Origin of the sequence: Shewanella sp. 6_MG-2023 (assembly GCF_030547195.1) — a bacterium.
Lineage (GTDB): Bacteria > Pseudomonadota > Gammaproteobacteria > Enterobacterales > Shewanellaceae > Shewanella.
Map to the genome: position 1 here is coordinate 136,371 of NZ_JAUOQU010000001.1, position 19,826 is coordinate 156,196.

17 protein-coding genes are annotated in these 19,826 nt (G+C 40.6%); 14 read left to right on the top strand and 3 right to left on the bottom strand.

Annotated elements, in window-relative coordinates; translation table 11 throughout:
- The first annotated feature begins 48 nt into the window (after positions 1-48).
- From ribF to Q4533_RS00700, 11 genes are all read left to right on the top strand, one after another.
- Positions 49-984 (top strand): bifunctional riboflavin kinase/FAD synthetase, encoded by a 936-nt coding sequence (ribF, locus tag Q4533_RS00650; protein WP_303501311.1) that lies wholly within the window; start codon positions 49-51, stop codon positions 982-984.
- Between the two features lie 32 nt (positions 985-1,016).
- Positions 1,017-3,839: an isoleucine--tRNA ligase gene (gene ileS, locus Q4533_RS00655; RefSeq protein WP_102475625.1), complete on the top strand. Its 2,823-nt coding sequence runs from the start codon at positions 1,017-1,019 to the stop codon at positions 3,837-3,839.
- Between the two features lie 12 nt (positions 3,840-3,851).
- A complete protein-coding gene (lspA, locus tag Q4533_RS00660) occupies positions 3,852-4,349 on the top strand; it encodes a signal peptidase II (protein WP_076542956.1) in 498 nt (165 codons plus the stop codon).
- A 10-nt stretch (positions 4,350-4,359) separates the two neighbouring features.
- Entirely contained in the window at positions 4,360-4,791 is a 432-nt protein-coding gene (gene fkpB / locus Q4533_RS00665; RefSeq protein ID WP_277869342.1) for an FKBP-type peptidyl-prolyl cis-trans isomerase, read from the top strand.
- A gap of 31 nt (positions 4,792-4,822) precedes the next feature.
- Positions 4,823-5,752 carry a 4-hydroxy-3-methylbut-2-enyl diphosphate reductase gene (gene ispH / locus Q4533_RS00670; protein WP_303501499.1) on the top strand — a complete coding sequence of 310 codons (930 nt, stop codon included), beginning with the start codon at positions 4,823-4,825 and terminating at the stop codon, positions 5,750-5,752.
- Positions 5,753-6,024: 272 nt separating this feature from the next.
- Positions 6,025-6,573, top strand: a complete 549-nt coding sequence (pilV, locus tag Q4533_RS00675; RefSeq protein ID WP_303501312.1) for a type IV pilus modification protein PilV — start codon at positions 6,025-6,027, stop codon at positions 6,571-6,573.
- 10 nt (positions 6,574-6,583) lie between these two features.
- Positions 6,584-7,555, top strand: a complete 972-nt coding sequence (locus tag Q4533_RS00680) for a PilW family protein (protein ID WP_303501315.1) — start codon at positions 6,584-6,586, stop codon at positions 7,553-7,555.
- 9 nt (positions 7,556-7,564) lie between these two features.
- Positions 7,565-8,011 (top strand): pilus assembly PilX N-terminal domain-containing protein, encoded by a 447-nt coding sequence (locus Q4533_RS00685; RefSeq protein WP_303446500.1) that lies wholly within the window; start codon positions 7,565-7,567, stop codon positions 8,009-8,011.
- A 2-nt stretch (positions 8,012-8,013) separates the two neighbouring features.
- Positions 8,014-11,532: a pilus assembly protein gene (locus Q4533_RS00690; protein WP_303501317.1), complete on the top strand. Its 3,519-nt coding sequence runs from the start codon at positions 8,014-8,016 to the stop codon at positions 11,530-11,532.
- Between the two features lie 16 nt (positions 11,533-11,548).
- Positions 11,549-11,935: a type IV pilin protein gene (locus Q4533_RS00695; RefSeq protein WP_303501319.1), complete on the top strand. Its 387-nt coding sequence runs from the start codon at positions 11,549-11,551 to the stop codon at positions 11,933-11,935.
- A complete protein-coding gene (locus tag Q4533_RS00700; protein WP_303446497.1) occupies positions 11,935-12,258 on the top strand; it encodes a TapY2 family type IVa secretion system protein in 324 nt (107 codons plus the stop codon). Before Q4533_RS00695 ends, Q4533_RS00700 begins: the two co-directional genes overlap by 1 nt.
- 39 nt (positions 12,259-12,297) lie before the next feature.
- On the opposite strand, the gene Q4533_RS00705 is transcribed toward Q4533_RS00700, so the two are convergent.
- Both Q4533_RS00705 and Q4533_RS00710 read right to left on the bottom strand, forming a co-directional pair.
- A complete protein-coding gene (locus Q4533_RS00705) occupies positions 12,298-12,810 on the bottom strand; it encodes a GspH/FimT family pseudopilin (RefSeq protein ID WP_303446496.1) in 513 nt (170 codons plus the stop codon).
- Between the two features lie 111 nt (positions 12,811-12,921).
- Positions 12,922-13,443 carry a GspH/FimT family pseudopilin gene (locus Q4533_RS00710; protein WP_303501321.1) on the bottom strand — a complete coding sequence of 174 codons (522 nt, stop codon included), beginning with the start codon at positions 13,441-13,443 and terminating at the stop codon, positions 12,922-12,924.
- Positions 13,444-13,676: 233 nt separating this feature from the next.
- Here Q4533_RS00710 and Q4533_RS00715 point away from each other — a divergent pair, with 233 nt between their 5' ends.
- Positions 13,677-14,015, top strand: a complete 339-nt coding sequence (locus Q4533_RS00715; RefSeq protein WP_102439193.1) for a P-II family nitrogen regulator — start codon at positions 13,677-13,679, stop codon at positions 14,013-14,015.
- Between the two features lie 87 nt (positions 14,016-14,102).
- Here Q4533_RS00715 and Q4533_RS00720 read toward each other — a convergent pair whose 3' ends face one another.
- Positions 14,103-15,113, bottom strand: coding sequence for a LacI family DNA-binding transcriptional regulator (locus Q4533_RS00720; RefSeq protein WP_102475634.1), 1,011 nt, complete (start codon positions 15,111-15,113; stop codon positions 14,103-14,105).
- Between the two features lie 438 nt (positions 15,114-15,551).
- Here Q4533_RS00720 and Q4533_RS00725 point away from each other — a divergent pair, with 438 nt between their 5' ends.
- Both Q4533_RS00725 and Q4533_RS00730 read left to right on the top strand, forming a co-directional pair.
- Positions 15,552-18,149, top strand: coding sequence for a TonB-dependent receptor (locus Q4533_RS00725; protein WP_102439280.1), 2,598 nt, complete (start codon positions 15,552-15,554; stop codon positions 18,147-18,149).
- 122 nt (positions 18,150-18,271) lie between these two features.
- The gene (locus Q4533_RS00730; RefSeq protein ID WP_303501325.1) at positions 18,272-19,804 is read left to right on the top strand and encodes a tryptophan halogenase family protein; all 1,533 of its coding nucleotides are present in this window, start codon (positions 18,272-18,274) and stop codon (positions 19,802-19,804) included.
- The last annotated feature ends 22 nt before the right edge of the window (positions 19,805-19,826 follow it).

Here is a 19,826-nt window from a genome sequence, read left to right on the forward strand (position 1 = left end):
CTATCTAGTATATAATCAGCCGATTTACAGTAGCAGTTGTTTGGCGTAATGGAACTAATTCGCGGTATACATAATATTTTACCTTCGCATAATGGATGCGTGCTCACTATTGGTAACTTTGATGGTGTGCATCGTGGTCATGCGCAAGTGATTAATAATTTAGTTAATAAAGCTAAACACTTTCAGCTACCTGCTGTAGTAATGACCTTTGAGCCACAACCGCAAGAGTTATTTCGCCAACAAGATGCCCCTGCAAGAATTAGCTTATTAAGAGATAAAATTAGTTTGCTAGAAGAGCTCAATATTGATCGTCTTCTGTGTGCTAATTTTAATACTCGTTTTGCTAATCAACCGGCAGAGCAATTTATTGAAGATTTATTAGTCAATAAATTAGGGGTGAAGTATCTAGTGGTTGGTGATGATTTTTGTTTTGGTAAAAACAGAACTGGCACCTTTGATATGTTACTTGAAGCGGGTAAAAAGTTCGGTTTTACTGTGGTCAGTACCCAAAGCTTTATCTTAGGTTCGACCAGAGTGAGCTCCACTGCGGTTCGTGAGCAGTTAGCATTAGGGAACTTAGAGCAAGCAAGGCGTTTACTCGGGCACCCAGTGTTACTGTCAGGTAAAGTGGCCCACGGCCAAGAAATTGGGCGAACCATTGGTTTTCCAACTGCCAACATTGCATTAAAGCGCAAAGTATCACCTGTTAGAGGGGTGTTTGCGGTAAAAATGTATTGGGATGGCAGTGATATTTATGAAGGCGTTGCTAATGTTGGTTTTAGGCCAACTGTTGAAGGGCAAGTCTGTCAATTAGAAGTGCACTTATTCGACTACTCTGGTGACTTATACGGTAAAAGAGTGGAAGTTGAATTAGTGGCAAAAATCCGTGATGAACATCCGTTCGAGTCACTGGATGCGTTAAAAAAACAAATTTTGAATGATGTAAATGAAGCAAAAGCTTTATTTAGCAATGATGCAGGTTGAGATTAATCAGCCCAAATAATGGTATAGGATCAATGACCGACTATAAATCTACTTTGAATTTGCCGGAAACCGATTTTCCGATGCGCGGTAATCTGGCTAATCGTGAGCCAGCTATGTTAGACCGTTGGACTCAAGACGAACTTTATCAAAAAATTCGTGACAGTCGAATTGGTCGCAAACCGTTTATTTTGCATGACGGCCCCCCGTATGCGAATGGCAATATCCATATTGGTCACTCGGTAAACAAAATATTAAAAGATATCATTGTTAAGTCTAAAACAATGGCAGGTTTTGATGCGCCTTATATTCCTGGATGGGATTGTCACGGCTTACCAATTGAATTAATGGTAGAGAAAAAAGTTGGCAAACCAGGTCAAAAGATTTCAGCTGCTGATTTTCGCGAAGAATGCCGTAAATACGCCGCTAAGCAAGTTGACGGTCAACGTGAAGACTTTATTCGTTTAGGTGTATTTGGTGATTGGCATAATCCTTACTTAACCATGGATTACAGCACTGAAGCTAACATCGTACGTTCTTTATCTAAAGTGATTGAAAGCGGTCACCTGCACAAAGGTGTTAAACCTGTTCATTGGTGTACTGACTGTGGTTCAGCGTTAGCAGAAGCAGAAGTTGAATACGAAGATAAAACCTCACCCGCTATTGATGTGGCATTTAATGCCGTTGATAGCGCAGCGGTTGCAGCGAAATTTGGCGTTGAAGGTTACACAAACACGGTTTCAGCGGTTATTTGGACCACGACGCCTTGGACTATCCCTGCTAACCGTGCATTATCATTAAGCCCAGAGCTTGATTACAGCCTAGTTGAGCTCGTTAAAGATGGCGTAACTAAAACCGTTATTTTAGCTGAAGTGCTAGTTGAAGGCTGTTTAACCCGCTTTGAAGCTGAGTCACATCAGGTTATCGGTACTACAAAAGGCGCTGAGCTTGAGCTAATGCGTTTCAAGCATCCTCTTTCTGCATTTGATGTGCCTGCCATTCTTGGTGACCACGTAACAACTGAAGCTGGTACTGGCGTAGTTCATACTGCACCAGGTCATGGTCAAGACGATTTCGTGGTTGGTCAAAAGTACGGCTTAGAAGTCGCAAACCCTGTTGGTGACAATGGTGTCTATAAAGCTGACACTGAGTTTTTTGCTGGTCAACACGTATTCAAAGCCAATAAGAGTGTTGTTGATTTATTAGAAGAGAAAGGCCAGCTGTTGTGTCATGTGGCATATCGTCACAGCTACCCACATTGCTGGAGACACAAAACGCCCATTATCTTCCGTGCAACGCCACAATGGTTTATCTCAATGGATAACCATGGCTTGCGTAAGCAGGCGTTATCTGAAATTGAACAAACGCAGTGGATCCCTGACTGGGGCCAAAGCCGTATTGAAAAAATGGTTGAGAACCGTCCTGACTGGTGTATTTCACGCCAACGTACCTGGGGCGTACCAATCACGTTATTAGTTAACCGTGAAACTGAAGAATTACACCCTGATAGCGTTTCTATCATGGAGCGCGTTGCGCACCGTATCGAGCAACAAGGTATTCAAGCTTGGTGGGATCTTGAGATCAGTGAACTGATTGGCGATGAAGCCGATCAATACCGTAAAGTGACTGATACTTTAGATGTTTGGTATGACTCAGGTTCTACTTTCTCATCAGTTGTTGCATCACGCCCTGAATTCCAAGGCCACGAGATTGACTTATACCTTGAAGGTAGCGATCAGCATCGCGGCTGGTTCATGTCTTCATTGATGATTTCAACGGCAATGAATGGTAAAGCACCTTATAAGCAAGTACTAACACACGGTTTCACCGTTGATGGTAAAGGCCGTAAGATGTCTAAATCAGTAGGTAACGTGATTGCACCGCTACAAGTTATTAATAAGCTTGGCGCTGACATCTTACGCTTATGGGTTGCAGCAACTGATTACAGTGGTGAGATGACGGTTTCTGATGAAATCTTAAATCGCAGCGCTGATTCATATCGCCGTATTCGTAACACCGCGCGCTTTTTACTTGCTAACTTAAGTGGCTTTAATCCAGAAACGGATATGATTGCTACTGAAGATATGGTGTCACTGGATCGCTGGGCAGTACGCCGCGCTGCAGCACTACAAGAAGAAATCATTGAAGCTTACGAGCAATATAATTTCCACTTAGTGACCCAAAAACTAATGCAGTTCTGTTCTGTTGAGCTTGGTAGCTTCTACTTAGATATCATTAAAGATCGCCAGTATACTGCTAAATCAGATGGTCACGCTCGTCGTAGTTGCCAAACTGCTTTATACCATATTGCTGAAGCAATGGTACGTTGGATTGCACCAATCTTAAGCTTTACCGCTGATGAAATCTGGCAGCTACTTCCTGGTGAACGTGAGCAATACGTGTTTACTCAAGAATGGTACCAAGGCCTAGAGTCAGTGACCTTAGCTGACGATTTAAATGATGAATACTGGCAGCAACTTTTAGCTGTTCGTAACGAAGTCAATAAAGTATTAGAGCAAGCCCGTCGTGATAAGCGTATTGGTGGCTCACTGCAAGCTGAAGCGACTTTATATGCTGATGAAGAGTTAGCGGCAAAACTGGCTCAAGTGAATGATGAGCTACGTTTTGTATTGTTAACATCTAAAGCGATTGTTGCCCCATTAAGTGATGCGCCAGCTGATGCAATTGAAACAGAGCTTGCTGCATTAAAGCTTGTTGTTGCAGCAAGTGAAGCCCAGAAGTGTGAGCGTTGCTGGCACTACAGCGAAGATGTTGGCACTGTCGAGTCTCATGCGACATTATGTGGCCGCTGCGTAACTAACATCGAAGGCGATGGCGAACATCGCGACTTTGCATAAAGGACTTGCTTGATGCCACTAACATGGAAAGAAAGCGGCATTCGTTGGTATTGGGTAGCTGTATTGGTATTTATTGCCGATCAGCTATCTAAGCAATGGGTGTTAGCCAATTTTGAGCTGTATGAATCAATACAGCTGTTACCTATTTTTAATTTCACCTATGTGCGTAATTACGGCGCCGCGTTTAGCTTTTTAAGTGAAGCCGGTGGCTGGCAGAGGTGGTTTTTTACCATCATAGCCGTTGGTTTTAGCACACTGCTGACGATATGGCTGCGTAAACAGTCAGCGTCGCTGTGGCGCACCAACCTTGCGTATACGCTCATTATTGGTGGCGCCATTGGTAATTTAGTTGATCGTTTAATGCATGGTTACGTAGTGGACTTTATCGATTTCTATTGGAAAACCAGCCACTATCCAGCATTTAATATTGCTGATTCAGCTATTTTTATCGGTGCAGCATTGATTATTTGGGAAGCGTTTAAACCCGAAACCCAAGCGGCAGAAAGTTAGGGAGTCTATTTTGTCTGAGCAACAACTTGCACGTTCCATAGTGTGTCATATGAATATCATTTTAGAAGATGGCTCAACGGCAGAAAGCACCAAAGCATCAGGAAAACCAGCGCGTTTTAATGTTGGTGATGAGAGCTTAAGCCCTGCATTTGAATCAGAAATTTCAAGCCTGAATAAAGGTGATAAGCACAGCTTTACCTTAGATGCGATTGATACTTTTGGTGAGTCTAATCCTGATGCTGTGCATCATATGGACAGAAGTAAATTCCCTGCTGATATGGCATTAGAACCTGGTGTCATTGTTAGTTTCGGTGGTCCAGGCGGCAGTGAAATCCCAGGTATGGTTCGTGAAGTTGCTGGTGATTCAGTGACTATAGACTTGAATCATCCTCTAGCTGGTCAGAAATTAACTTTCGAACTTGAAGTGGTAGAGGTACTTTAAAATGCTTAAAGTTGATCCTACATCGCCAGAACTGAACATCTTACTGGCAAATCCGCGCGGTTTTTGTGCTGGTGTTGATCGGGCGATTAGCATTGTCGAACGTGCTTTAGAGTTATTTGAACCACCGATTTATGTCCGCCATGAAGTCGTACATAACCGTTACGTGGTACAAAACCTAAAAGACCGCGGCGCTATATTTGTTGATGAGTTAGAGCAAGTGCCTGATAACAGTATTGTGATTTTTAGTGCTCATGGTGTTTCTCAGGCTGTTCGCAAAGAAGCAAAAGTGCGTGGTTTAAAAGTATTTGATGCCACGTGTCCTTTGGTCACTAAAGTGCATCTTCAAGTTACTCGTGCAAGCCGTAAAGGCGTGGAGTGTATTCTGATTGGCCATGAAGGCCATCCAGAGGTTGAAGGCACTATGGGTCAATACGACAACACTGAAGGTGGGGTTTATTTGATTGAATCCCCGGAAGATGTAGCGTCTTTAAAGGTTAATAACCCAGATAACCTATGTTTCGTCACGCAGACCACATTATCAGTTGATGACACGCTAGATATTATTGCGGCCTTGCAACAACGTTTTCCTTCCATTGAAGGGCCGCGTAAAGATGATATTTGTTATGCCACTCAAAATCGTCAAGATGCAGTGCGCAATATGTCATCAGAAGCAGATTTAATGATTGTTGTAGGCTCAAAAAATAGCTCTAACTCCAATCGACTGCGTGAACTCGCTGAGAAAACTGGTACAGAAGCCTATTTAGTTGATACCGCTGCCGATGTTGATGAAGCTTGGTTTAAAGATGTAAAAAAAGTAGCAGTGACTGCTGGCGCTTCAGCGCCTGAAGTGCTGGTTCAACAAGTTGTTGACGCGATAGCTAAATTTGAGCCATCGGTAATCACTGAGGTTGAAGGTCGTAAAGAAGATACTGTCTTCGCTGTTCCCGCTGAATTGCGCTAGCACTTAATAAACACGCAAACTAACTAAAAGCTAAAAAACCGTAAATCTGTAAAGGTTTACGGTTTTTTTATATCTGCAACTAATAGACTATACTCTTGAAACAGTCTAAGTTAACGATTTACTTATATTTGGCAAACAACTAGACACCTTTCGGTTACATCTTGCTCAAGTGTAGGTAAACAGATATTATTAACCGCTAAGTGATGGATTTATAAAAAGATAGTGATTTAACATTCGTCAATGTATTGGCAAATAATGGAGATTTGACACTCATGCCTGCTCAAAGGAATGGATTTTCTTTAATCGAAGTTATGGTTTCTCTGGTGATTCTGACTGTAGGGTTAATTGGGATTTTTAATCTTCATATTGTTTCTAAACGAGGTAGTTTTGAAGCTTTTCAACAAACCCAGGCGTCATATTATGTGAACGACATTATTAACAGAATGCGGTTGAATAGGGCTGAACTGGTAAATTATGAAGGCACTTACAGCGGTTTAACCGCTGCACCTGATAAATCTTGTGATGTAATAGTGGGGGGGAATAGCACTTGTTCCCTTATAGAGACTCGTAGTTGGGATTTGTATCAATGGGAGCGACTATTTCAAGGTGACTATGAGCAATTGTCCGGCACAAGTATCGGTGGATTGGATTCAGCAACAGCTTGTATTGATATTAATGTGTCAGATGTCACAGTTGTTATGACATGGAAAGGTATTCGTGGTACTTCTGATGGAGCTTCAGACGGTAGTTCGTTTGCAAAGAACTGCGGCACAACAAGCGATCGCCGTAGGGTGTTAGAAATTAACACAGCTATTCTATAAGGATTATAAAATGCCAATAATAGGTAAATCACACAATGGCTTTTCGCTTGTAGAGTTGATGGTGGCAATGGTTATCAGTCTTTTTTTATCGGCTGGCCTTTTTACTATGTTTAGCATGTCATCCACGAATGTCACTACTACAAGTCAATTTAATCAATTGCAAGAAAATGGCCGTATAGCATTGGCTATTATTGATAGGGATTTAAGTCAACTTGGCTTTACTGGTGATATAACCGGTACTGATTTTATTGTTGGAACGAATACCAACATTTCAGCCACAGCTGTAGTTAATGATTGTATTGGGGCTGGATTAAATAATGCAAGTTTTCCTCAGAATCAGCCTGCTCACTTTAGACGGTTGTGGGGGTATGAAGCTGATGTTAGTGCTGAAAATATGGATTGTATTACACCAGACTCAAATACGGATGTTATACAGATAAAAAGATTAATTGGTCCTTCTGTTACTGCTGCTGAGATGAATAGCAGTCGATATTATGCTTCTACAACCTCAAATCAAATTGAAATCTTTAATGGCAGCTCGGCTGCACCTGTTCTGGCGAATAGTCGAATTTGGGAATTTCAACATCATGTTTATTATGTAGAGGAAGATGGTGATATCCCAGTGTTAAAACGCCGCACGTTATCAATAGGCAACGGTATGAATAATGATGAGCAGCTTGTCGAAGGTATCGAAAATATGCGCATTATGTATGGTTTTGACAGTAATGGGGATGATACTGCTGATAGTTATATGCCCGTTCAAAATGTTACCTCACTAATGTGGGATAACGAACTATTTCAACGTTTAGTTTCTTTAAGGGTCTTCTTATTAGTTCGTTCGGCTCAAATAGATAGAAGTTATACAAATGAAGTAACTTATCAGTTAGGTGATAAGAGTATTGGTCCACTAAATGATAACTATCGTCGCAAGGTTGTTTCGACCACGGTGGTACTTGAGAACCCTGTGTTAATACGTAACTAGGAAAGCTAAATGATGAATGGTTCTTTTTATAAGCAACAAGGTATCGTGCTTTTTTTCTCTTTGATTATATTAATCATTATGACGGTAATTGGAGTAGCTCTCGCTGTTAATTCGACACAGTCGTTAAGGATGGCCGGTGCAGGGTCTGAGCGCATTGGCGCTATGATGTCTGTTCAAGGAGCGCAAGATAAAGTCATAACGAATAAGCAAGGAAAAGTAATGGCTACCATGAATGCTGTGACAACGGATCTAGATGCTGCACTTGGAGTGATAAATACCATGACGCCAATGACTGTTGGTGATGTGAATTGTCAACGAAGTACTAAAGCAAATTCAGGTAATTTGATTAGTTGTCGACGAGTTGAAATATCAAGTGCGGCGGCTTTTGGCCGAAATAATTTAGGGCAAGTTACCGTCGTGTCAGGTATCGAACAAGAAGTGTTAACAGGGAGTTAGTCATGTTTAAGTATTTATCATTATCCGCTTTATTTGCAGCTATAGGTTTCTCTGCAATTAGCTTTGCTGATGACACTGAGCTTTATGTTTTTGAATCGACAGCTCGTTCAGGCTCTAAACCACAAGTCCTTATTATATTTGATACCTCTGGGAGTATGGGAACTAACTTTAATACAGATGTCCCTTATGAGCGTGGTGACGAGAATCTTAATGATAATGGCAATCTTAGAAATGCCACTAAATTATTTTTCTCAAGAAGTAGTAGTGATGTGCCACTTTCTTCAAGCCTTCAGTATTTCAAACATAAAATCAACGGTTGTCAAATATCAGAAAACTACCTCGAAGACTATGGCATGTTTACTGGTTTTTTACGGGAACATAAATATGTTGGCGAAAATGGTGTTTGGTCAGAGTTACCATTAACTGACGGTAGTGGTATTCAACAAGTCGATTGCTATGAAGATATAGCCGAAAGTAACTTTAAAAATAATGGTGTAACCAAAGGTTTTCCTGTTGATGGCTTAGGTACAAGTGCTGAGCCGATTAGGTATACCAACGTTGATGGAAATTCATCTGCTGCTGAGGTAGAAGATGCAATTACTAAGGCAAAATTAACAAACTTAGGTATCGGTCAGTCAATCACGCTTTACACTGAGAAATATGTTAACTGGTATCATAGTACAAAAAGCACGCAAAATTATTCACGAATGGCTGTCGCTAAAAGGGTTATGGAAGATACCATTGTTACAACTCCAGGGGTTGATTTTGGTTTGTCAGTTTTTAACGAGAATAGGGATGATGATGATAGTGGTGGCCGAATAATTTATGATATATCGCCAAACAATGTCGATAATAAAGACAATTTACTTGAAGCTATTGATGACTTAGGTGCTGATGGTTGGACACCTTTGTGTGAAAATTTATATGAAGCATATCGGTACTTCTCTGGGAAAAGTGTCTATTTTGGTGATGATGATTCCGTTAGTACCCCTAGTAGAGATAAAGGAAGTGAAACGAGTGAAACAAGTGGTATTTATGAATCGCCTTTTGAAGGTAAACAGTGTCAAGATAAAGCCTATGTTATTTATGTGACAGATGGCGAGCCAACACGTGATACTGATGCTAATAGTGTTGTGGAAGCACTAGGTATTACCAGTAGCGAAAAGTATGAGAGTAATTATTTACCTGCATTAGCGGGTTGGTTGCATACTAATGATGTGAATACCACTTTGGAAGGTACGCAAACGATTTCAACTTACACTATTGGTTTCAGCTCTGGCGCAGCAAGCGCAGCGCCTATCTTGCAAGAAACTGCTAACCGTGGTGGCGGTGATTATTATTCCGCCCTTGATGCTCAAAAACTGCAAGAAGCGTTACAGAACATTTTTTCAAATATTTTAGAGTCAAATTCGAGCTTCACCTCTCCTTCAGTAGCCAGTAACAACTTTGATAGAACGCAAACATTAGATTCAGTTTACTATGCAATGTTCTTACCCAACAAAGGCCCTCGTTGGTTAGGGAATCTTAAAAAATTCAAGGTTACTGGGTCTGGTGATGTTGTTGATAAAAACGGTAATAATGCAATTGGTGATGATGGTAATTTAGATTCATCGGCTTGTTCTTACTGGACTCCTGCTAGTGTTTGTTCTGCTACTTCAGGTGGCGGTGACGGTAATGACGTTGCAATTGGTGGTGCCTCATTAATGCTGCAGTCAGCTGATAGAACGCTTTACGGTAACTTTGGAAGCGGTGGAGCATTAACTGATTTTACGAAATCAAATGCTATTAACAGTGCAGGTATTGGAAGCGAAGACGAGTTAGCACTTTTTATGGGAGTTGATAAATCAGAACTTCAGGAGCTTTTCGACTGGGCAGAAGGTAAAGATGTTGATGATGAAGATTTAGATAATTCGACATCTGATATGCGTACTGATGTTATGGGCGATCCACTACACTCAAAACCATTAGCAATAAACTACGGAACAGATGGTTCGCCTGATGTCAGAGTGTTACTTGGCACAAACCAAGGCTTTGTGCACATGTTTAAAGATAAAGGTGATGAGGTTGAGGAAACGTGGGCATTTATGCCACAAGAGCTGTTACCGAATTTACGCGAATTAAGGGCTAATGTGCCAACTGGAGTTCATTCAGTGTATGGAATGGATAGCCCACCAGTCGCATACGTACAAAGAAGTGCTTCAGGAGCTATAGAAAAAGCCTGGTTGTTTATAGGAATGCGACGAGGTGGTAAATCTTATTACGCTTTAAATATTACCAACCCCGATTCTCCTACATTCATGTGGAAAATTGATGCTAGCTCAACTGGTATGGCTGATATTGGTCAAACATGGTCTGAACCTGTCGTTACTTTTGTTCCTGGTGTGCCTGCTGGCAATACTGCATCAGCAACGGCATCGCCAGTTTTAATTATCGGTGGCGGTTATAACCCTTCTACAAAAGATGCAGCAGGTGTAGGCGACGACGATACAATAGGGCGTGGGGTTTATATAGTTAATGCTGAAACAGGTAGTTTAGTGCATCACTTCGGTACGTCAGGCGGGACTAGTAAAACTTCACTACCAGGTATTATTGATAGTATTCCAAATAGTGTTGCTATTTTGGATAGCAATAATGATAAATTAACCGACCGTATATATGCCACTGATACAGGTGCAAATATTTGGCGGATGGATTTACCTAGTGCTTCACCTAATGACACAACTAACCCGTGGACAGCCTTTAAATTTGCTTCATTGGGCGATTCATCTCAAGAAGGCGATAGACGCTTTTTTGCAGAAGCAGCAGTTGCTCAAACAGTGTTTACTAATATTTCGGAAGTGACAGTTACAGTCGATGGTGAAAGTACTACCACAACAAGTTATCAAAATGTACCTTATGACGCAGTAACCGTAGGTTCTGGGCATAGACCACATCCTTTAGATAAGACTCGTTCAGATAAATTCTTTGTTTTACAAGATAGAAATATTGTCACGAAATCTTTTACGGGCACAGCAGGAAGCGAAATCCCCGAGACATTGGAGATCGAGGGTTTATATGATGTGACTAGTACACCTCCTGAGTCCGAAGATGAGAATATCGCTTTTGGAGTAAAACGCGGTTGGTATTATAGTTTTTCCGCATCTGGTGAGAAGAGCCTTTCAGCACCAAGCATTATTCAAGGAAAGGTATTTTTTACTTCTTATGTTCCAGGTAATTTGGAAGCCACAAATCAATGTTTAGTTACTGGTGAAGGCCGGTTATACGGCTTTGACTTGCACAAAGGTACTCGCTCATACAGCCAAGAGTATCTTGAAATGGGGGATCGAGTTCCTGATACTCCACAGCTTGTTATCCCTCCAAATGGTGATGGTGATAGTTATATGTACCTTATTGGTATCGGTTCTGCGGGCGATGAGATGGAAAAAGTTGAACCTATTGATGATGGTTGTCCGCCAGGGGATGAAAAATGCATTGGCGGTGGCTTAGGTATTAACAAAATTTATTATCATATAGATGAGTAATTTGATGAACAGTGAAATGAAAAAGACAGGTTTTACTTTAATAGAAGTTATGATTACAGTTGTAATCATTGGTATTCTTGCTTCAATTGCCTATCCAAGCTATACAGGCTTTATAGCAAAAGGCGCAAGGGCAGACGGTCTTGCTGGTTTGATGGCTGTAGCGAATAGGCAAGAGCAATATTATTTAGATAATCGGTCGTATACAACTGATATGACGAAACTTGGACTCAATGCTGACCCTTGGGTGGTAGAGAATACTTTTTATGCGATAGATTCTACCATTGCAGCGGGAGTACTAACGATTAGTGCTACAGCACAAGGTGTGCAAGCAACTCGAGATTCAGCATGCGCTTCTATTACATTAACGGATTCAGGTATTAGGTCTCCGGAGGAATGCTGGTAATGAAAAATTCATTTAATATATTTGTTCTGTCAATAAGCTTATTATTTGCTTCTCATGGAGCTCAAGCGGAAACGAGCCAATACTATTATTGCCATATTAACACCTCAAATGGTGATGATATTGCAATTTTTTATTGGTCTTCAGCGGAGGCTGTTGAAAACCAAGCTGCACTATTAACTCAACAAGTCAGTACGCTTAAATCTAATCGTGAAGGTTCAGATAGAGTCATGACTGTCAGACGTGTGTTTGAATGTTTAGGAGAAGGGCAGCCATTTAAGAATAAGAAAATAAATAGGCTGCGGGAACAGAGTATCACCCACTAATAAAGAATAAGTGCTCACTGGTTAACTACCAGTGGTCACTTAAGTGCAGTCACTTCCTGTTAATTCTGAAACTCTCCCAGATACACCGATAGAAATTCCGCGAGAATTAGCACTGTTTGTATCGCCAGGACAATATACCATTGAACCTGTATTGGTATCATTTAACATACCGTCGGGGTTAAATGTAAAACTGCTTGCTGATGACTTAATGAAATCACTACTATGTATAGCGCTTTGAGTTATTATTAGCAGGTCATCAGTGTTGAGACTATTAATTGGGGCTGCATCAATAAAGATGCTGTAACCTCCACTCCAATCGGTACTGCAGTTTGTTCCAACTAAGGGGCAAATAGTAACTTGAATGCCATAACTAATCGCCTGACTTCGAGCTTGTAAAAAAGCGGTCTCTATATTACCAATCGCACTTCGCGCACGATTTCCTTCGTATAGTGAAACCATAGATGGTGATGCAACTGCTAGCAGAATTGCTGCTACAGCTATCGTTACCATAAGCTCAACGAGTGTGAATCCATTACTAAATCGCAGCTTCATTTTGTCTCCTTAATATTGCTTACTCAGAGTATAACAAATAGAAGCATTAAGGATACAGGCTGAAGTCATATCGCTAGTTCAATTTAACAATTAACAAACTTGATTCTTATTTTATTTTTTACAGCTTATAAGTTTTTTAGTTGAATATCGAACTCTGCCAGCTTGATTTACAATTACAGCCTTCGAATAAGGACTTGTATGAATTTCAGGACAATAAGTTAAGGTTCCATTCGTACCTGAAGCGAGGCCATCTGGTAAAAAGCGTACAGCTTTACGATTATATTGAACAATATCATTGGCATGGAAAGGGCTTATTTGCTTTAGAATAGTATCTTCAGTATCAAGTTGATTTGATATACCAGTATCTAAGAATATGGTATATCCAGACCGCCAGTCAGTGCTGCATTTTTCATCAACTAATGGGCACACAGTTACCCTTGCACCGTAGTTAATGGCCATGTTTCTGGCAAATTGCAGTGAGTGTTGAATAGTGCTGATATTACTTTTAGCTCTAATTTGAAGTTGAACTGAGTTTAAGGCGGGTACACCAATGGCCAATAATATGCTTGCAACGGTTACTGTTGTCATTAACTCGACTAAATTAAAGCCACGACGATAATAATGAATATTCATATCTAACAATCCTTGTTTATTAAGTGCTGCATCCTGCAGCGCATATTGAGTATAGACAGGGATTGATTTATTGCACGAAAAGCACGTTTTAAAATTAACGTAAAATAGCTACAGAAACTTAAAGCGCTTTAGCGTAGTATAATAAATAGTATTGTATTTTAACGATATAGCTTAAAATCTATTAACTCGTAGATTAGCTTATATACCATATTGCCTGTGAATGGAGTGGATAAATGAAAAAAGTAGAAGCCGTTATTAAACCTTTTAAGTTAGATGATGTGCGTGAAACATTAGCTGAAATAGGTATAACAGGCATGACGGTTTCTGAAGTGAAAGGCTTTGGGCGTCAAAAAGGTCACACTGAATTATATCGTGGTGCTGAGTATATGGTCGATTTTTTACCGAAAGTAAAAATCGAGCTTGTTATTCAAGATGAGCAATTAGACCAAGCCATTGAGGTTATTGTTGATACTGCTCGTACGGGTAAAATCGGCGATGGAAAAATATTTGTAACCGATATTGAACGTGTTATTCGTATCCGTACTGGCGAAGAAAACGAAGATGCTGTTTAATTTACAATAGATTAAATTAAAAAAGCCTCAATAAATAATTTATTGAGGCTTTTTTATTGGGGATAAATTATAAGCTCACTATTGCCATCATGGTTTGCTTGATGAGTCCCGAATAACCGGCTCAGGCGTAAATACCATCGATTTTTTCTCTGTCGTTTCTTTGCTATTGGCGATTAACAGTTCAGTGGCGACTTTGGCAATTTTCACGTTTGGTTGATGCACTGTGGTTAATTTGGGCCACGTCTGTCGGGAGAAGGGGCTATCCTCAAATCCTACAATGGATAAATCTTTTGGTATATCAAGCCCAGCTAAACGCGCAGCAAATAAAGCCCCTGCAGCTATTTCATCGTTACAGGCGACGATTGCCGTAGGCCGTTTGGTTAAGTTAATCAATTTATTGGCACCTTCTACCCCAGATTCGAAAGAGTATTTACCATCTAAAACCCAGGTGTTATTCACGTTAAGATTATTGTGCTCAAGGGCATCTTTAAAACCAGCTAAACGTTCTTTGGTTGATTCATGCTGCTGATCGCCACTTAAAAATCCAATATCACTATGACCCATATCAATTAAGTGTTGGGTGATTTCTAAAGCGCCATGTTTATCATTGACAAGTACAGTAAGCCCATTTTCTGCATCAGTGCTTTCGCCTGCAATAATTCTTACATAATTAGCATCTATTTCATCAAGTGCTGCAAGTATCTTCGGGTCTTCTGACATTGGCGGGGTGAGCACTAAACCCGATAGCCGAGAGTGTTTGACCATTTTGGTTAGTTCATCACAAATTGTGTCAGAGGTAGCATTACAAGGGTGGATCAACAACTCGTAGCCTTTATCTTGGCAGGCAGAAAGAATACCGTTCTGCATATCAATAATATAATAAGCATTGGGGTTATCATAAATAAAACCAATAACATAGGATTTTGTGCTTGCTAGATTTCTTGCTGCTAAGTTAGGTTGATAATTTAGCTCATTAATTGCTGCATTGACCTTGTCGACCGTGGTTTGTCTGACTGACGATTCGTTATTGGTGACCCGTGAAACGGTTTTAATTGATACGCCAGCATGTTTGGCAACATCATTTATGGTTACTTTCATTATTTGTTAACTCTTAAACTCAGGCGATGAACTTAGCATTGTATTTATATTGATAACAATCATCCCCAAATGAAGGTTATCAATATTGTAGGTAAAAACAAAAGCTAAGCCGATTTAACTCTAATAGTGCTGATTTTTATCCTAATAGGCAATCTCGAATTACTTTTCTGGTTGGATGAGTTCACTTTAAAGTCTATTTGTTCTTAATTTGATACAAACATCGTCAACATTTAAGTGTCTGATTTTTAGTTATTAATTGTGTTTACATCTGTTTTATATAAGCTGGCTTTGCACATTTTGTCTGCAATAAAGTTATTTTGTTGTGGCAAGACTGTTAAATATTGTGTAATGTTTGCTCTAGACATGACAGCGTTGTCATTCCGATTGGAATGGTTATGTATCCAAAAACGATAATAAAGTTATGGAAGGGAAATGAAGATGCGACCTATTAATTTTAAGAAAAATGTTTTAGCAACTAACATTGCTATCCTACTTGGCAGTATGGTTTCAGTTGCTGCGTTTGCAGCAGATGCTGAAACTACAGAAGAAAATATCGAAAAAATTGAAGTAAAAGGCATGCGTGCCTCGATGAAGGCTTCAGTTAATGATAAACGTTTTTCTAACTCTGTTGTTGATGCGGTAACGGCTGAAGATATCGGTAAATTTCCTGATGGTGACGTGGGTGAGTCATTAGGGCGTATACCAGGTGTGGCTGTGAGCCGTCAATTTGGTCAAGGCCAAGGTGTTTCGATTCGTGGTGCTTCTAGCAGCTTGACTCGTACATTATTAAACGGCCATTCAGTTGCATCTACCGGTTGGTACGATCAACAGTCAATTGACAGAAGCTTTAACTACAGTTTACTACCATCAGAAATGGTCGGTGGAATTGAAGTATATAAATCGTCTCAGGCTGATTTACCTGAAGGTGGTGTTGGCGGTACCGTTATCGTTAAAACCCGCAAGCCATTAGATTTAGATGCCAATACTGTATTCCTTAGTGCTAAAGGCGACTACGGTACAATTTCTGAAGAAACAGATCCTGAATTATCAGGCCTATACAGCTGGAAAAATGAAGATGAGAACTTTGGTTTCTTAATTTCTGCAGCTGGCTCAGAAACAACTTATCAACGCAATGGTATTGAGTCATTAATTGGTTGGGGTGATATTGTTCCGACGACTTTTGAACAAGAGCGTGAACGTACTGCTATTAACGGTTCATTCCAATACAGTCCAACAGATAATTTAAATTTCGGTTTAGACATTATGAGTCTGGACATGAAAGCGAACAACGCAAATACCTCATTATTCGTGATGTTCCCAGATGATAAAGACGAAGCGTGTGAACAGCGTAACTCTTTAGGCACTTGTACTTTCTATCGCCGTGATGGTAATGGTGAAAACCCAGGTTGGGCACAAACTTGGGCGCGCCAAGCTAGCATGGACTCAAATACTTACGATTTCAATTTCGATTACGAAAATGACATGTTTAAAGTAGAAGGTCGTGTGGGTAACACCAAGTCTGAAGGTGGTACTGATTTAACTTCTAACTATGGTTTCTGGTTAGGTACCGCTGCTGATTATGCTGGTACTTATGATGCGACTGGTGAAATCATCAAAATAGATGTTGCTAATAAAAACTTCACCGCAGATGACTTTGGTGGTCAATTGTCCCCTGCAGGTTGGGCACTTAAAAAGCAGCCAAACTCAGATGAAGAAACTTACGCACAATTAGACTTTACTATTCCGACTGATTTAGGTGCGATTACCTCATTCAAAACAGGTGTTCGTTATGCAGATCATGATGTTAGCATGTTAACTTTACCTGCAATCGTTAATGCTGATATAGCAGCAAAAGATGCATCAGCATATTACAGTGGTCAAATTTCATCGGGTGCAGGTTATACCTTACCTAAGCCAGATATGGATGCCATGTTACGTGATGCTAAGGCTGCAATTAATGGTTTCTCGACAGAAGGGACCGTATATAAGGCTGGCTACGGCACCATTAACGAAGAAAACCTATCGTTATATTTAATGGCTAATTTTGAGTCAGACGGTATGCGCGGTAACTTCGGCTTACGTTATATATCAACAGATGCATCATCTGATTATTTCGCGCTGCAAGCTGATGGTACTTATGCCGATAACTTAAGCACTAAAGATGCAAGTTATAATGACGTATTGCCAAGTATCAACGTTGCATTTGATGTGGCGCCAGATGTCATTATCCGTACTTCAGCATCACAAGTGATTTCACGTCCTAATTATGCTGATATGTTTGCAGCTTCGGCACTGCAAGGTTACAACGATGACGTTGCAGGTAACCAAGTGGTTAGTACCGGTAATATCGCCCTTGAGCCATTTAAAGCGACTCAAGCTGATTTAGGTGTGGAATGGTATTTCAGTCCTGACGGGTTAATGAGTGCTTCTTACTTTATCAAAGATATCAGCTCTTTTATCACCTCAGAGCAGAAGCTAGATCAAAGCATTGGTATTGTTGATCCTAATTCAGGTGAAGATAACTGGACTGTTTCAACGAAGAAAAATGGTACTGGCGGTCAAATCCAAGGTATAGAGCTGCAAATCCAAGATGGTTTTGACAACGGCTTTGGTTACTCTGCTAACTATACCTTTGCTGATTCTGATGCTGCAGCTGAGAACTACCCTGATCAAGTTAGCGTATTTTCTGACTCTTCTAAGCACACTGTTAACTTAGTTGGTTACTACGAGATGGATGACTTCTCAGCACGTGTTGCTTATAACTGGCGTAGTGAATACATGATGCGTGAGTTACCAGGTTTCTACGGTAACCGTGAACATCAAGACTTCGGTACACTTGATTTAAGTGCTAACTACAATATCACTGATTACTTAGGTATCACATTTGAAGTAGTTAACTTACTTGAAGAAGACAGTGTTCAATTAGGTGTTGCACCTGATGATGCTGACGTTAAGCCTGAGCTAAAAGGTGGTTACCCAGCATGGAGCTTTGAAGGTGAAGCTCGTTATAAGTTAGGTTTAAACTTACGTTTTTAATCTGATTTAGAAGCATAAAAAGCCTAGCACTTGCTAGGCTTTTTGATTTTAACTTTCCACTGGTAAATACGGTTAAAATCCAATTAGCGACTTATCTACAGTTAACAGTTAAGAGGCGTAATATGAAAGTGCAGAAGATTGTTATTATCGGTGGTGGCACAGCAGGTTGGCTTGCTGCAAATCATATTGGTAAAGCGGTGCAATCATTGGCTGATGTGTCCGTTACGTTAATCGAGTCTCCTGATATTCCGCCCATTGGTGTTGGTGAAGGCACTGTACCTGCGATTAGGCAGTCATTACAAAGCTTTGGAATAAGCGAAACCGAGTTTATTCAGCAGTGTGATGTGAGCTTCAAGCAGTCTATCCAATTTCGAAACTGGCTCGATAAAACCAAACATGGCGCAGATAATCGCTACCATCACTTATTTGATGTACCAAGCCCATTAGGCGATGACTTAAGCGCCTTTTGGAACCAAACCGCCACTGAGGATATGGCTTATAGTGCAATGGTTTCACCTCAGCATTATATTTGTGAGGCATTAAAGGCACCTAAATCCATCACCACCCCCGAATACGCTGGCTCGGTGAGTTATGCTTATCATTTAAATGCGGCAAAATTTGCCAAATTATTAGCCACTAACGCCACAAGTAAATATGCCGTTGAGCATATCAAAGCCAATGTGTTAGATGCGGCAATAGATGATGTAGGCAATATCAGCCGCTTAAAAACTGATAAGCTCGGCGAGTTAGCTTTTGATTTTTATATCGACTGCAGTGGCTTTGAGTCCATTTTGTTAGCCAAAAAGCTTAACGTCGGCTTTGTGGATAAATCCCATCAGTTATTGGTGAATAAAGCCATTGTTGCCCAAGTGCCGACAGACATTACTGAAGCGATTGCCCCTTTTACCATTGCCACAGCGCATCAAGCAGGCTGGATTTGGGATATCGCTTTGCCAGAGCGCCGCGGTACTGGTTTTGTGTATTCTGATAACCACATGACAAGCGCACAAGCTGAGCAAAAGTTTAACCGTTATTTAGGCGGGAAACTAGACCAGTTACACCATCGTGAAATCCCCATGAAAGTGGGCTACCGCGAACAATTTTGGGCAAAAAACTGTGTAGCATTAGGCCTAGCACAAGGCTTTTTAGAGCCAATCGAGGCAACCTCAATACTATTAACTGATTTTGCCGCCGGTTACTTAGCTAAGCGACTACCGCAGACACTGGCGCAAATGCCAGCATTGTCTGAGCGCTTTAATCACACTATAGGTTACGCGTGGGAGCGAGTAGTGGAGTTTGCTAAGTTGCATTATTGCATTTCAGATAGAACTGACAGTGATTTTTGGTTAGATAATCAAAAGCCTGAAACGATACCTGAATCCTTGCAACAAAAATTGCAATTATGGCAGAGCTTTAGCCCGATAACCGATGATCTATTCTCACGCTACGAAGTGTTTAATATTGATAATTACCTGTATGTCTTATACGGGATGCATTATCAAACCAAAAACCAGCCGCTCGACACTGTGTATCTTAAAAATGCCCAGCAGCAGGCCAATAAAATACAGCAAATAGGCCACAAGCTGGCGCTAGACTTACCAGAGCATCGAGCACTGCTTGATAAAATTAACCGTTACGGTTTACAAAAGGTTTAGCTACAGGATTAATAAACTTAGA